Origin of the sequence: Micromonospora sp. NBC_01655 (genome assembly GCF_026339755.1) — a bacterium.
GTDB lineage: Bacteria > Actinomycetota > Actinomycetes > Mycobacteriales > Micromonosporaceae > Micromonospora.
Genome location: NZ_JAPEQF010000001.1, coordinates 6,114,235 through 6,128,991, shown reverse-complemented (window position 1 = coordinate 6,128,991; position 14,757 = coordinate 6,114,235). Strand labels below are relative to the sequence as shown.

Below are 14,757 nucleotides of genomic sequence, written 5' to 3'. Positions count from 1 at the left end.
CCGACATCCATCGACGGTGGCCCGCAACCACCATGCGACGGCGGCCCGTCGGCTCTCCCGGCTCTCCCGGCTTTCCCGGTCACGCCCGAAGGACCTGCGCGACGGTCGGTCCGAGGGGGAACATCGGTGCGGGACCGGGCCGGCTCAGGCATGCGGGGTGGGCAGTCGTGCGGCTCAGGCACGCGGTGCTGTGCCGTTCAGGCGCGCGGGTGTGCCTGCCGGTACGCGGCCCGCAACCGCTCCACCGAGACGTGGGTGTAGATCTGCGTGCTGGCCAGCGACGAGTGGCCCAACAGCTCCTGCACCGCCCGCAGGTCCGCGCCGCCCTCCAGCAGGTGGGTGGCGGCCGAGTGACGCAGGCCGTGCGGGCTGGTCCGGGGCAGCCCGGCCGCCTCCGCGTACCCGGCGACGACCCGCCGGGCGGTGGTCGGGTGAAGTCGGCCGCCCCGTGCCCCGAGCAGCAGGGCGTCGCCGGAGCCCGGGCCGGCGAGGACGGGCCGGCCGGCGCGAAGCCACCCGTCCAGCGCCCGTTGCGCCGGCACCCCGTACGGCACGGACCGCTCCCGGGAGCCCTTGCCGAGCACCCGGACGACCCGGCGGGCGTCGTCCACGTCGGCGGTGTCCAGGCCGCACGCCTCACTGATCCGCACCCCGGTCGCGTAGAGCAGCTCAAGCAGTAACCGGTCCCGCAGCACCACGGCGCGCGCCTCCGCCCCGTCGGCGGGAGCCGGCGGCGGGGCGGTGGCAGGGCCCGGCCCCTCCGGGGGCCGTTCGTCACCAGGCCCTTCCGCCGTCGTGGCCGGAGCCCGGCCCTGGACCGAGCTCCAGGCTGGGTCGTGGGCTGGGCTCCGGGCTGGGTCGTCGGCTGTTCCCTGGACCGGGCCCTGGGCTGGGTCGGGGGTCGGGCCGGTGGCGGGGGCCGGGGTCGTCGGCTGGGGGGCCGGGGCCTCGATCAGGGCCCTCGCCTGGTCGACGCGGAGCACGGTCGGCAGGTCCCGGTGGGCCCGAGGGCTCGCCAGCGGGGCGGCCACGTCGGTGGGCAGCAGGCCGGCCCGGTGGGCCCACGCGCTGAACGTGCGCGCCGAGGCCGCCCGCCGGGCCATCGTGGTCCGGGCGGCCCCGGTCGTCCGCTGCTTCGCCAGCCAGCTCCGCAGCACGCCGAGGTCGAGGTCGGCCACCCCGACGCAGCCCATCCGGGCGGCGTGGTCGAGCAGGGAGACCAGGTCGCCGACGTACGCCCGGACGGTGTGCGCCGAGCGGTTGCGCACCCGGGCCAGGTGGTCGGCGAAGTCGTCCACCGCCTCCCGCAGCGCTGCCGGAAGGGCCGCGTGCGTCTCCCTCGTGCCGCGCCCGGCGCGGCTCACCGGGGGCCGCCCGGCGTGTCCTTCGTGGCCGACCACTCCGGCCGTGCCCGTCCGTCGCCTCGCACCGGCTCAGCTTACGAGCGCCCCGCGACCCGGGCCGGGCTCCGCGCCGATCCTGCGGCGGTGGCCCCTGCCGCCGGCTGCGGCCGGCAGGGTGAGACGGTGCCGTGCGACGTCTCCGGTGCCGGCGCGGGCCACCCGGGCGTGCCCCGTCACGGCGGTGGTGCCGGCGCGGCACGCGCCGGGCGGGCGGCCAGCGCGTACCCGTCGTCGCGGCGGCGCACCATGCCCAGCTCCTCCAGCAGGGAGAGCTTGCGCAGGGCGGTCCGGAGGTCCACGCCGGCGCGGGCGGCCAGCCGGTCCACGTCGACCGCTCCGCGCCGGGGCATCGACTCCAGCACCAGCGTCGCCTCGTCGTCGAGCAGGTCCCGGGGGCGTTGCGGGGCGCGGGGCGGTGGCGCCAGGTCGGCACCGATGCGGCCCACCTCCTCCAGCACGTGCGGCACGCCGGTGACCAGCCTCGCCGACGGTTGCTCGCGCAGCAGTTCGTGGGCGCCGACCGACATGGCGGAGGTGACCGGACCGGGCACCACCATCGGGCGCCGGCCGATCGCGAGCGCCCGGTTGAACGTCTGGGTCGCGCCGCTGCGCGCCGCCGCCTCCACCAGCACCGTGCCCAGCGTCGCCGCCGCGATCACCCGGTTGCGGATGAGGAACCGGGGACGATGCGGCTCGGCACCCGGCATCCACTCGCTGACCAGCAGCCCGGTCTCGGCGATCCGGTCGAACAGGGCGGCGTTGCCCATCGGGTAGGGCTGGTCGATCCCGCAGGCGAGCACCGCCACCGTCAGCCCGCCAGCGTTGAGCGCGCCCCGGTGCGCCGCGGCGTCGATGCCGAAGGCGCCCCCGGAGACCACCGTCCAGTCCCGGTCGGCCAGCCCGTAGCCGAGCTCGGTGGCCACGTGCGTGCCGTACCCGGTGGCGGCCCGGGCACCGACCACCGAGACCGACCGGTCCAGCGCCTCCCGGAGCGGCCAACCGCCGCGCGCCCAGAGGCAGAGCGGGGGCGCCGTCTCCCGGTCCACCCGTCGGTTGGCGCCCGGCAGGACCATCCGGCGCAGGCCCTCGACGCGGGGCGGCCACTCCTCGTCGTCCGGGGTGACGATCCGGGCACCGAGCCGCTGGGTACGGGCCAGGGCGTCGGCGGCCACGGCCCGGGCGTCCCCGTCCCGGGACCGGGCCGCCACGGCGGCGCGTAGCCACTCCTCGGGCGCGCCGCCGTCGAGCAGCAGGTCCAGGGCGCCCGCCGGGCCCAGTTCGTCGACCAGCCGGTGCACCGACCGGGTGCCGGGCTCGGCGAGCCAGGTCAACGCCACCCGGGCCAGCAGGTCCTCGTCGGTGTTCACGCCGCGTCCCCCGTCCTGAGCTGGATGGCCTCCCGGACGTCGTCGGAGTCCGGCCGGTCCCGCCCGTCGAGGTCGGCGACGGTCCACGCCATCCGGGTGATCCGGTCGAAGCCGCGCGCCGACAGCGAGCCGGAGTCGAGCCGGCCGCGCAGTTCGCGGGTGTCCCGCTCGGGCAGCCGCCAGGGTGGACGGCGCAGCCAGGGACCGGGGACCTCCGCGTTGACCCGCCAGCCGGTGCCCGCCCAGCGCTCGGCGGCGGCCCGGCGGGCGGCGGCCACCCGGGCCGCGACGGCGGCGGACCGCTCCCCGGTCGTCGTGCTCTCCAGCAACTCCGCCGCCCGCAACGGCGGCAGGGTGACCTGCACGTCGATCCGGTCCAGCAGTGGGCCGGAGAGCCGGCCGAGATAGCGCCGGCGGGCCAGCGGCGAGCATTCGCAGTAGGCGTCCCCGGCCGGCTTCGCGCAGGGGCACGGGTTGGCGGCGAGCACCAGTTGCGTCCTGGCCGGGTACTCGGTGCCGCCCCGGCTGCGGGCGAGCTGCACCCGGCCGTGCTCCAGCGGCTGGCGCAGCGCCTCCAGCGAGCCCTTGCCGAACTCGGGCGCCTCGTCGAGGAAGAGCACCCCGCGGTGGGCCAGCGACACCGCGCCGGGGCGGGCCAGCCCCGACCCGCCGCCGACCAGCGAGGCCACCGTCGCGGTGTGGTGCGGCGCCTGGAACGGCGGCCGGCGCACCAGCCGGCCGCCCGCCGGCAGTAGCCCGGCGATCGAGTGCAGCGCGGTGACCTCCAGCGCCGCGTCGTCGTCCAACTCGGGCAGGATGGACGGCAGTCGCTCGGCGAGCATCGTCTTGCCGGCCCCGGGCGGCCCGAACAGCGCCAGGTGGTGCCCGCCGGCGGCGGCCACCTCCAGGGCCCGCCGGCCCAGCGCCTGCCCGGCCACCTCGGCCAGGTCCGGCCCGCCCGTGCCGGTGGACGGCGCCTCGGCGGGCGGCTCGATCAACGGCGTGCCGTCCCGGACGAACTCGACCAGCCGGTGCAGGGTGTCCACGGCGCGGACCCGGACACCCGGGACGACCGCCGCCTCGGCCGCGTTGCCGGCCGGGACGATCACCCGGTCCAGACCGGCCCGCGCCGCGGCGGCCACCATCGGCAGCACCCCGCGCACCGGCCGTACGGTGCCGTCGAGGCCCAGCTCGCCGAGGACCACCACCCGCTCCAGCGCCAGCAGCGGCAGCTCCCCGGAGCCGCCGAGCAGCGCCACGGCGATCGCCAGGTCGAAGGCCGAGCCGAACTTCGGCATCGTGGCCGGCAGCAGGTTCAGGGTGATCCGCCGGTTCGGCCACCGCTGGCCGGAGTTGACGACCGCGGCGCGGACCCGGTCGCGCGCCTCGTGCAGGGCGGTGTCGGGCAGCCCGGAGATCACCACGGCCGGCAGCCCCGGCGCGAGGTCCGCCTCCACCTCCACCACGTGTCCGGCCACCCCGACCAGGCCGACGCAGAGCACCTTCGCGTAGCTCACGCCCGGCCGCCCATCTCAGAACGCCCCCTTGAGGTGCTCGACCCGGGCCGCCCCGGCGTCGGGCAGCTCGACCGAGAGCACGTCGAACCGCACCTCGTCGGCGGTGGTGCGGGTCTCCGCGAGCCAGCGGGCGGCCAGCCCTCGCAGCCGCCGCGCCTTCGCCGGCACGACCGCCTCGGCCGGCGCGCCGAACTCGGCGGTGCGCCTCGTCTTCACCTCGCAGAAGGCGAGCACCGCGCCGTCCCAGGCGATGATGTCGATCTCGCCGGCCGGGCAACGCCAGTTCCGGGCGACCGGGCGCAGCCCGGCCCCGATCAGGTGTCGGACGGCGCACCGCTCCCCGTACGCGCCGACCGCCTGGTTCCGCTTCGTCATGCGCCGCACCATGCCCGGCCCGGCAGCCCGCCCGGGGGAGGCTGTGGACGACGGGGGCCGCTGTGGACGATCGGACGATCATGCCCCCTGCGTGCTATGGACGGCCGGGCCGCCGGTCCCCGCGACGGGGTCCGACGGCCCGGCGTCCCGGCTCAGAAACCGAGCGGGTTGTACGCGTGGATCGCCTGGTCGAAAGCCTGCCCGGCGGGCGGTGCCTGGCCGACCGGGAAGGTCGCCACGGCGCTGCCGTTCGCCACCGACAGGCCCAGGTACTCGCCGAGCATCCGGCCGAGCCCGCTGTTGGCGAGCTGGTCCGTCCGCATCGTCGCGAGCGTCTGCGGATAGCGCCGCCAGGTGTGCCCGCCGTCGACGGACGAGGTGAACTGGGTGTCGATCCGGCCGTTGAGGTAGCTGTTCCAGAGGATGCCGATCCGGGCCGGGTCGTCCGGGTCCACCGCGACCGTCGGGGCGAGCCGGTCGGTGGCAGCGCACAGCCCCTGGTCGGGGCAGTCCACCGGCACCTCGGCCGGGTACGTCCAGTTCACCCCGTCGGGCGAGGTGCTGAACAGCACGTCGTTGACCTGGCAGGGGTAGCCGGCCCGGCAGCCGTGCCAGGTGGCGACGATCCGGCCGGAGCGGTCGGCCTCGGCCGAGACCACCGAGACGGCCCGCATCCCCGGCACGGGATGGTAGGTGCCCGCGTGGATCGTGCCGCTGTCGTTCCACACCGCGCCCGCGCCGTCGACGGTGAACGCCCTGGTGGACCCGTTCAGCCCGTACGCCACGACCAGCCGCCCGTCGGGCCGTACCACGGGGGCGGTGCCGTTGCCGGTGGGCGAGGAGGCGGCCCCGCGCGGGTTCGGCACGGTGGCCCAGGTGAGGCCGCCGTCGGTGGACCTGGCCAGCTCGATCCGGCTGCTGGCGCTGAGGTTGGTGATGGTGAGGTAGCAGGTCCCGTAGTGCGGGCTGGCGGTCCAGTTGTCGCAGACCACCCACTCCTTGTCCCGGTCCTGCCCGTCGTTGCCGATCGCCCAGCCGGGGGCCGACCAGGTCCGCCCGTCGGTGGACCGGTTGACCAGCACGCCGTCGTGCAGGTCGTTGATCACCAGGCTGGCCGTCAACCAGACGCCGTGCCGCGCGCTGTAGGCGACCACCGGGTCGCTGGCCCGCAGGTGCGGTCCGCCGCCGGCCAGGGTGATCCCCGGCAGCGTGCCGCTGGTCCAGGTCAGCCCCGCGTCGTACGAGGTGGCGAAGCCGATGTTGGTGGCGCCGCCGGGCGCGTCGGCGTCCCGCCCGACCTGGTACGCGGACACGATCGTCCGCCCCCAGGCGAAGGAGTCGGGTTCGACGGCGGTGGCGTGCTGGGTGTCGCCGGTCAGGTACGGGTCGCCGCCCACCCGCTGGCGGCCGGCCACGTAGTCGCGGCAGCCCAGCGATTTCTCGGCCGGCTGGCGTGGGAGGCTGCCGTAGACGTTCACCGCGGCCACGCAGACGGTGTGCCGGCCGTCCGGGGCGGCCGGCAGCAGCCGGTCGAAGCCGTGCGGCCCGACGCCGGGCCGGGACCCGTCGGCGGTGGCGGTCAGGACCAGCACGCCGTCCCGGCGGATCTTGACGGTGACCGCCCCGGGGGTGTCCCCGTCCGCCGCCCAGCCGACGACCCGGATGCCGCCGTTGCGGTGCTCGATCGCCTCGAACGAGCCGGTCGGGGCCTGGTCGGGCTCCCCCGGTTCGGAGCAGATCGGCGGCGGGTCGGGGACGTCGCAGTCGGGGGCGGCGGTGGCCGGTGCGGCGGCGAGCGCCGAGCAGGCCACCGCGAACAGGGCGGTGAGGGTGGCGGCGAGCCGGTGCCGTGCCGGGAATGTGAGTCGCATGGGACCTCCGTGGATCGGGTTCTCCGGAAGGCTGCCGGCGCCGCCCTGGCGCGGCTGCCGCCGATCCGACCGACGATCGTGACAACCGGAGGCGGTTGCCGGGGCAACCGCTGGTCGGGCCGCCGGTGGCCGGGCCGCCGCGGGGGCGGTCCCGCCGGAACGGTCCGGGCGGGGGAGCGTGGCCCCGCCCCGCCGTCCGGCGGCCGTGACCGGCCGTCGCGCGCGCCGCGCCGGACGGCGACGCGCAGGCCCGGCCCCCGGGACGTCCGACCCGCCGCCCCGGGCCGTTCCGCGTCCCGGCGTCCGGGTCCCGCCCACCGCCAACGGTGGGCGATCCAGTGGGGCGTCCGGTGCCGTTCGGGGGCAGTCGATCATCGGATGGCGCGGGGGTGCCCCTGTCACATACGGTGCCCGTCGTGAACGCACGACGGAGCTTTCCCGATGATCAGGAGTCGAGCTGGTACCCCGGCGAGCGGGGGTACGGCGAGCAGGACTGGCGCTCGCCGGGCGACGACCGCTACCGAGCGGACGAGTTCCCCGCCCCGGACCAGCGCGGGGACACCGGCGAGCGACGCTATGACGGGCTGACTGACCCGCCCGTCGGCCGGTACGGCGAGACCGGGCGGCACGGGGCGGACGACGCCTTCGGGCTCACCGAACCCGATACTGACAGTTACCGGCCGTCGCGGTCGAGGCGGGCCGACACGGGTTCGTTCGGGGTGTCGGTGGACGAGTTGGCCGCGGAGCGGGAGGCGCGCCGGGCGGCCCGGGCCGCCGAGGCCGGACTGGCCGCCGGGCCGCGGGGCGCCGACCCCGCCGTGCCGGCCGGCCAGCACTCCGCCGCGTTCCCGCTGCCCCCCGGCGAGCGCGCCGGCGAGTTCGCGCTGACCGTCGGCCAGCGGCCCACGCCGGTCTCCGGCGCCCCGTACGACGCGGCCTCCCGGGACGCTCCGCCCGAGCCGGACCCGCTCGGCGTCGACCCGGTCGGGCGCAGGTCGGAGCCGGTCCGTTCCGGGCCGCTCGGCGGCTACCCGGTCGTCGACCCGAACCGCCCCGGGGAGGCGGACCGCCCGGGCGGCCCGGACCGGGGCACGGGCCCCGGCCCGGCGGCCGAGGCGGGGCGCGCGGGCGAGGCTGGGCGGGTGGGCGAGGCTGGGCGCGGGGCCGACGCGGGACCGGCGGTGGGCGCGCCGCACCCGCTGGAGATGCCGACCGGACCGATGCCCCCGGTGGCCGTCCGACCGGACCTGCCCCCGCCGGGCCTGGACCCGGCGTACGCCCAGGACGGGCTGCGCCGCCCCGGCCCGCCGCTGTCCGACGGCGTCTACCGGACCCGCCGCCCGGCGCTGGCGGTGCTGATCGCACTGCTGGTGGCGGTCTTCGAGGTCCCGGCCCTGCGGGTGCTGCGGCACGGCGTGCTCGGCGACCCGCTGTCCGCCGCCGACGTCGTGGTGGGCATCTTCCTGGTCGCCGGGTTGCCGATCTTCGGCGTCGGCCTCTACGGGCTGCGCACGGGCGGCCTCGCGCTCGCCGACGGCAGCCGGGGCTGGCTCCGGCCGCCGACGGCGTACCTCACGGTGGGCCTGGTGCTCTTCGTCGCCGCCGCGCTCGCCGCCCGCTGACCGGCGGGCCGGGCAGGGGCGTACACTGGGCGACTGGCGACCGCCTCGGCGGTCGACCTCGCGCGCCCTCTCCACGAATCGTCGTGGGGCGACGGCCTCCCTGGTCCCGATCTTGATCGGGAACACCATGGCCGGCGACCAGGCGCCAGGACGCCCGGCCACCGGCCGGGCGTGACAACCAGGGACCACAAGGAGTACCCACCATGGCCGTCGTGACCATGCGCCAGCTGCTGGAGAGCGGTGTCCACTTCGGGCACCAGACCCGGCGCTGGAACCCGAAGATGAAGCGCTTCATCATGACCGAGCGCAACGGCATCTACATCATCGACCTGCGCCAGACCCTCGACTACATCGAGAAGGCGTACGACTTCGTGCGCAACACCGTCGCCGAGGGCGGCAGCATCCTGTTCGTCGGCACCAAGAAGCAGGCCCAGGAGGCCATCGCCGAGCAGGCGACCCGGGTCGGCCAGCCGTTCGTCAACCACCGCTGGCTCGGTGGCATGCTGACCAACTTCCAGACGGTGTACAAGCGGCTGCAGCGGATGAAGGAGCTGGAGGCGCTGGGTGACCTGAGCGGCACCGCCGCCGGTTACACCAAGAAGGAGACCCTGCAGCTCTCCCGCGAGAAGATCAAGCTCACCCGCACCCTGGGTGGTCTGCGGGACATGCAGAAGCTCCCGGCCGCGATCTGGGTGGTCGACACCAAGAAGGAGCACATCGCCGTCGACGAGGCCCGCAAGCTGGGCATCCCGGTGATCGCGGTGCTCGACACCAACTGCGACCCGGACGAGGTCGACTTCCCGATCCCGGGCAACGACGACGCGATCCGCTCGGCCGAGCTGCTGACCAGGGTTGTGGCCGCTGCCGTCGCCGACGGCCTGATCGCCCGTTCCGGCCGTCGCCGGGGCGGCGACGAGAAGCCGGAGCCGGGCCAGGTCGGTGCCGACGAGCCGCTGGCCGAGTGGGAGCGCGAGCTGCTCGAGGAGCCGAAGAAGGCCGACGCGCAGCCGGCGCAGCCCACCGAGCAGCCCGCGCAGTCTGCTGAGCAGCCCGAGCAGCCCGCCGAGCAGCCGGCGGCAGCCGCCGCGGAGTGACCGCATCGCCGCGTCCCCGCCGTCCGGTTGCCCGGGCGGCGGGGCGCGGCGGGTAGGCCGGGCAGATCCGGCCCGGATTTGGGTAACCGCCCCCCAGAACATCCCATCGCTGTCTCAACACCGAAGAGAGAGTCATGTCCAACTTCACCGCCGCGGACGTCAAGAAGCTCCGCGACCTCACCGGCGCCGGCATGATGGACTCCAAGAAGGCGCTGACCGAGGCTGAGGGCGACTTCGACAAGGCCATCGAGATCCTACGGGTCAAGGGCGCGAAGGACGTCGGCAAGCGTGCCGGCCGGACGGCCGCCAACGGCCTGGTCGCGCACTCGGGCAAGGCGCTGCTGGAGCTCAACTGCGAGACCGACTTCGTCGCCAAGAACGACGCCTTCATCGTGCTGGCCCAGCAGCTCGTCGAGCACGGCGAGGCCAGCGGCGTGGGCACCACCGAGGAGCTGCTCGCCAGCACGATCGACGGTAAGCCGGTCGCCGACCTGATCCAGGAGCAGTCCGCCAAGATCGGCGAGAAGCTGGTGCTCAACCGCTTCGCCAAGCTGGACGGCACCGTCGCGGTCTACCTGCACCGCAAGAGCCAGGACCTGCCGCCGGCCGTCGGCGTGCTGGTGGAGTACGCCGGCAAGACCGACGAGGCCGGCGACGCCGACGCCCGCGGCGTGGCCATGCAGATCGCCGCGATGCGGCCGAAGTACCTCACCCGCGACGAGGTGCCGGCCGACGTCGTCGAGTCCGAGCGGCGCATCGCCGAGCAGACCGCCCGCGAGGAGAACAAGCCCGAGGCGGCGCTGCCGAAGATCATCGATGGTCGGGTCAACGCCTTCTTCAAGGACTACGTCCTGATCGAGCAGGCGTCGGTCGCCGACAACAAGAAGACCGTGAAGCAGGTGCTGGCCGAGGCTGGCATCGAGGTGACCCGCTTCCTGCGGTTCGAGGTCGGCCAGGCCTGAGCCGCCGCTCGGGCGTGTGACGCGCCCGCGGGCAGGGAACGTCGACGGGAGGTCGCTGGTGTACGTGACAGGCACCGCGGCCTCCTTGTCGCATAGGGTCAGCGACGGCAGGTACGCGGTAACCGGCGCACGTGGGGTGCGCGTGGGGAGGGGCGGGGCGGATGACGCAGGTTGTTGGTGACCGGAGCCGTGGGGCGGACGATCCGACCGCCCCACCGCCAGGCCGGGCCCGCCGGGTGGTGCTGAAGCTGTCCGGCGAGGTTTTCGGCGGCGGGGCGATCGGCGTCGACCCGGACGTCGTGCAGGCCATCGCCCGACAGATCGCCACCGTGGTCCGCCGCGGCGTGCAGGTCTCGGTGGTGGTCGGCGGCGGCAACTTCTTCCGCGGCGCGGAACTGCAGAAGCGCGGGATGGACCGGGCCCGCGCCGACTACATGGGCATGCTGGGCACCGTGATGAACTGCCTCGCCCTCCAGGACTTCCTGGAGAAGGAGGGCATCGAGACCCGGGTGCAGAGCGCGATCACGATGGCCCAGGTCGCCGAGCCGTACATCCCGCTGCGCGCCATCCGGCACCTGGAGAAGGGCCGCGTGGTCATCTTCGGCGCGGGCGCGGGCATGCCGTACTTCTCCACCGACACGGTGGCCGCCCAGCGCGCGCTGGAGATCCGCGCCGACGTGGTGCTGATGAGCAAGAACGGCGTGGACGGCGTCTACTCCGCCGACCCCCGGATCGACCCGACCGCCAGCAAGTTCGACTCGATCACCTTTTCCGAGGTGCTGCGCCGCAACCTGCGGGTGGCCGACGCCGCCGCGTTCAGCCTCTGCATGGAGAACGGCCTGCCGATGCTGGTCTTCGGCGCGCAGGGCGAGGACACGATCATCCGCGCGGTGGGTGGCGACAAGATCGGCACCCTGATCACCGCGTGAGCGGCCGGAGGCCGGCGAGCGACGGTCCCGACACGACAGCACAGCCCACGACGAACACAAGAAGGAGGCGAGGAGACCGGTGATCGACGACACCCTCCTCGAGGCCGAGGAGAAGATGGAGCGTGCGATCGAGCACGCCAAGGAGGAGTTCGGCGCGATCCGTACCGGTCGCGCCAACGCCGCCATGTTCTCCAAGATCATTATCGACTACTACGGCAGCCCCACCCCGCTGCCCCAGATGGCGTCCATCGGGGTCCCCGAACCGCGCATGGTGATCATCAAGCCCTACGACACCTCGCAGATCAACGCCATGGAGAAGGCGATCCGCGACTCCGACCTCGGCGTGAACCCGAACAACGAGGGCACCCAGCTCCGCATCCTGCTCCCGCAGATGACCGAGGAGCGGCGCCGCGAGATGATCAAGGTCGCCCGGCACAAGGGCGAGGAGGCCAAGGTGGCCATCCGCAACATCCGCCGCAGGGGCAAGGAAGAGCTGGACCGGCTCGTCAAGGACGGCGAGGTCGGCGAGGACGACGGCCGCCGCGCCGAGAAGGACCTCGACGACCTGACCCAGAAGTACGTCGCAGGCGTTGACGAGCTGGTCAAGCACAAGGAGACCGAGCTCCTGGAGGTCTGATCCGCGTCCGGCCCGGGCCGGACGCGTGACCTGCCGTGGCACCGGTGTGCCGTCGCCGTCGGGCGGCGGCACGCCGGTGCCCTCGTCGTCGCGGGCCGCCGTGTCCCTGCGGGGCCGGCACCGGGCCCTGGCCGGCCGGGGAGTCCCGCGTACCGCCGCCGGTCGGCGCGGGTGGCCCATCGTCCGCCCTCTCCGGGCGGCCGGTGCAGTAGGCTCGGCACGATTCCGGCCACCACGCGGTGAACGGCCGGGATCGGCCGGCCGTCGGGCCGGTCAACCGGACGGAACAGTCGTTGTAGGGGATGGTCTTGGTCGTACGTCATGTGGTGAACCCCGTACCGCGTCCGTTCGGTGCGTGATGTCCCACCTCGACCCCTACCGCAGCGCCGGGCCCCGAGGCTGGAACCGGCCGGACGCCCCGGCCGCGCTTCCCTGGCCCGACCGTGACCTCGAACCGGGGCAGTGGGCCCGCAGCGCCGCCACCGACGCGTACGCGCCCTCGGCCCCCGACACACTCGGCGCCCCCGCGCCCGACCCGATCGCGCCGGACACGGCCGGGCCCGGGGGCCGGGCCGAGTCGCGCCGGCTGGAGCCGTTCGACGCCGACGCCACCGACCCGTACGGCGCCCGTCCGCTGCCCGGCGACGAGCCGAGCTGGCCCGGCCTGCCCGGCGTCGGGGACCCGGGCCACGCCGCCCGGGACCGGCCGGTCGGCCCCGGGCACCCCGCCGGGCCGGTCGACGAGCCCGTCGCCGGGCGCGAGCCGGCCCCGCCGCCGTACCTGCCGGAGGAGCCCTCCGCGACGGTGACCGGCGGCGACGCGGTGCCGGAGCCGCCCCGGGGCCGACGGGAGCCCGGGCGCCGGCGGGCCAGCGCGGACCGCCCGGCCACCCAGCAGGCGTCGCCGAGTCGCGCCGGGCGCAACCTGCCCGCCGCGATCGGGGTGGGCCTCGGTCTCGGCGCGGCCGTGCTGGTGCCGCTCTTCTTCTACCTGCCCGCCTTCCTGTTCGTGCTCGCCGTCGCCCTGGCGGTCGGCACCTGGGAGATGGCCCGGGCGGTCCGCCGTGGCGGGGCCCACCCGCCGCTGGTGCCGCTGATCACCGGTGGCGTGCTCACGGTCGGGCTGGCCTGGTTCGCCGGCCCCGACGCGCTCTGCCTCGGCCTGCTGGTGACCGTGCTCGGCACGATGATCTGGCGGCTGGGCGACGGCCCCGGCAACTACCAGCGTGACCTGACGGCGGCCACCCTGATCGCGGTCTACGTGCCGTTCCTCGGCGGGTTCGCGGCGATGCTCGCCGCGGCGCCCGGCGACGGGAACCTGCGGGTGCTGGTCACCCTGGTCGCGGTGGTGCTCTCCGACACCGGCGGGTACGCGGCCGGGGCCAACTTCGGCAAGCACCCGATGGCCCCCTCGATCAGCCCGAAGAAGTCCTGGGAGGGCTTCGCCGGGTCGGTCACCGCCGCCGCCGTCGGCAGCGCCCTGCTGATCTGGCTGCTGTTCGACGTGGCCCCCTGGTGGGGCGCGCTGTTCGGGGTGGCCGTCTCCTGCGCGGCGGTCCTCGGCGACCTGGCCGAGTCCATGATCAAGCGGGACCTCGGCGTGAAGGACATGAGCAACCTGCTGCCCGGCCACGGCGGCCTGATGGACCGCCTCGACTCGATCCTGTTCGCGGTTCCCACCGCGTACCTGCTGCTGGCCGTGTTCGTCCCGGTGGTGGGCTGAGGCATGGATCACGCCGGTCACCCCGTGCCGACCGCCTGGTCGGGGCCGATTCGGCACCTCCGGCCAGGCGCGTCGTCCATTCGGCGTGGGAGACTGGGAGCGCCATGACGAGCCTTCCGCTGATTCCCGCCGCCCCGGACACCCCCGCCGCACGCCGCGCGGCCATGCCACCCCGGCACCTCGCCGACCTCGACCTGGCCGGTCGGCAGGCGCTGGTCACCGAGCTGGGCGAGCCGGCGTTCCGCGCGAAGCAGGTCTCCACCCACTACTTCGGCCGGCTCGTCCGCGATCCCGCGGGGATGACCGACCTGCCCGCCGCCACCCGGGACCGGCTGGCCGGTGCGCTGCTGCCCACCCTGCTCACCCCGGTCCGTGAGCTGGCCTGCGACGACGGGGCCACCCGCAAGGCGCTCTGGCGGCTGCACGACGGCTCGCTGGTGGAGAGCGTGCTGATGGGCTACCCGGACCGGGTCACCGTCTGCATCTCCAGCCAGGCCGGCTGCGGGATGGCCTGCCCGTTCTGCGCGACCGGCCAGGCCGGGCTGACCCGCAACCTCTCCACCGCCGAGATCGTCGACCAGGCGGTCTACCTGGCCGGCGTGGCCGCCTCCGGTGCGGTCGCCGGCTCCCCGCCGCGGCTGTCCCACGTCGTGTTCATGGGGATGGGTGAGCCACTGGCCAACTACTCGCGGGTGACCGCGGCGATCCGCCGGCTGGTCGCTCCCGCCCCGGACGGGCTCGGGCTGTCCCAGCGGCACATCACCGTCTCCACGGTCGGCCTGGTCCCGGCCATCCGCCGGCTGGCCGGCGAAGACCTGTCGGTGACCCTTGCGCTGTCCCTGCACGCGCCCGATGATGAGCTGCGCGACGAGCTCGTGCCGGTCAACCAGCGCTGGAAGGTGGCCGAGGTGCTGGACGCAGCGTGGGACTACGCGGCCCGGACGGGGCGTCGGGTGTCCATCGAGTACGCGATGATCAAGGACGTGAACGACCAGCCGTGGCGGGCCGACCTCCTCGGCCGGTTGCTGGCCGGCAGGCTGACCCACGTCAACCTCATCCCGCTCAACCCGACCCCGGGCAGCCGGTGGGACGCGAGCCCCAAGCCGGTCGAGCGGGAGTTCGTCCGGCGCCTGCGTGCCGCCGGGGTGTCCACGACGGTGCGGGACACCCGGGGCCGTGAGATCGACGGCGCCTGTGGGCAACTCGCCGCCGCCGAGGACGACGACACCGACATGCCGCAGGAGGCGACGGCGTGAC

12 protein-coding genes are annotated in these 14,757 nt (G+C 75.2%); 7 read left to right on the top strand and 5 right to left on the bottom strand.

Annotated elements, in window-relative coordinates:
- Positions 1-197 precede the first annotated feature (197 nt).
- From OOK41_RS26945 to OOK41_RS26925, 5 genes are all read right to left on the bottom strand, one after another.
- Positions 198-1,364 (bottom strand): tyrosine recombinase XerC, encoded by a 1,167-nt coding sequence (locus OOK41_RS26945; RefSeq protein ID WP_266267149.1) that lies wholly within the window; start codon positions 1,362-1,364, stop codon positions 198-200.
- Positions 1,365-1,576: 212 nt separating this feature from the next.
- Complete coding sequence (locus OOK41_RS26940) at positions 1,577-2,770, bottom strand: DNA-processing protein DprA (RefSeq protein ID WP_266267148.1); 1,194 nt, start codon at positions 2,768-2,770, stop codon at positions 1,577-1,579.
- On the bottom strand, positions 2,767-4,287 hold the full coding sequence (locus OOK41_RS26935) for a YifB family Mg chelatase-like AAA ATPase (RefSeq protein WP_266267147.1): 1,521 nt from the start codon (positions 4,285-4,287) through the stop codon (positions 2,767-2,769). Before OOK41_RS26935 ends, OOK41_RS26940 begins: the two co-directional genes overlap by 4 nt.
- A gap of 15 nt (positions 4,288-4,302) precedes the next feature.
- Positions 4,303-4,662 carry a YraN family protein gene (locus OOK41_RS26930; protein WP_117666941.1) on the bottom strand — a complete coding sequence of 120 codons (360 nt, stop codon included), beginning with the start codon at positions 4,660-4,662 and terminating at the stop codon, positions 4,303-4,305.
- 152 nt (positions 4,663-4,814) lie between these two features.
- Positions 4,815-6,533: a sialidase family protein gene (locus OOK41_RS26925; RefSeq protein WP_266267145.1), complete on the bottom strand. Its 1,719-nt coding sequence runs from the start codon at positions 6,531-6,533 to the stop codon at positions 4,815-4,817.
- 407 nt (positions 6,534-6,940) lie between these two features.
- Between OOK41_RS26925 and OOK41_RS26920 the strand changes: the two genes are divergently transcribed.
- The 7 genes from OOK41_RS26920 (at position 6,941) to rlmN (ending at position 14,756) form a co-directional block, all read left to right on the top strand.
- Entirely contained in the window at positions 6,941-8,155 is a 1,215-nt protein-coding gene (locus tag OOK41_RS26920; RefSeq protein ID WP_323136242.1) for a hypothetical protein, read from the top strand.
- A 203-nt stretch (positions 8,156-8,358) separates the two neighbouring features.
- Positions 8,359-9,249 (top strand): 30S ribosomal protein S2, encoded by an 891-nt coding sequence (gene rpsB, locus OOK41_RS26915; protein WP_117666373.1) that lies wholly within the window; start codon positions 8,359-8,361, stop codon positions 9,247-9,249.
- 134 nt (positions 9,250-9,383) lie between these two features.
- A complete protein-coding gene (tsf, locus tag OOK41_RS26910; RefSeq protein ID WP_266267142.1) occupies positions 9,384-10,211 on the top strand; it encodes a translation elongation factor Ts in 828 nt (275 codons plus the stop codon).
- Positions 10,212-10,372: 161 nt separating this feature from the next.
- Positions 10,373-11,140, top strand: coding sequence for a UMP kinase (gene pyrH / locus OOK41_RS26905; RefSeq protein ID WP_117666377.1), 768 nt, complete (start codon positions 10,373-10,375; stop codon positions 11,138-11,140).
- Positions 11,141-11,219: 79 nt separating this feature from the next.
- Entirely contained in the window at positions 11,220-11,777 is a 558-nt protein-coding gene (gene frr, locus OOK41_RS26900; protein ID WP_117666378.1) for a ribosome recycling factor, read from the top strand.
- 358 nt (positions 11,778-12,135) lie between these two features.
- Positions 12,136-13,500, top strand: a complete 1,365-nt coding sequence (locus OOK41_RS26895; RefSeq protein WP_266267141.1) for a phosphatidate cytidylyltransferase — start codon at positions 12,136-12,138, stop codon at positions 13,498-13,500.
- A gap of 104 nt (positions 13,501-13,604) precedes the next feature.
- Positions 13,605-14,756 (top strand): 23S rRNA (adenine(2503)-C(2))-methyltransferase RlmN, encoded by a 1,152-nt coding sequence (gene rlmN / locus OOK41_RS26890; protein WP_266267140.1) that lies wholly within the window; start codon positions 13,605-13,607, stop codon positions 14,754-14,756.
- The last annotated feature ends 1 nt before the right edge of the window (position 14,757 follow it).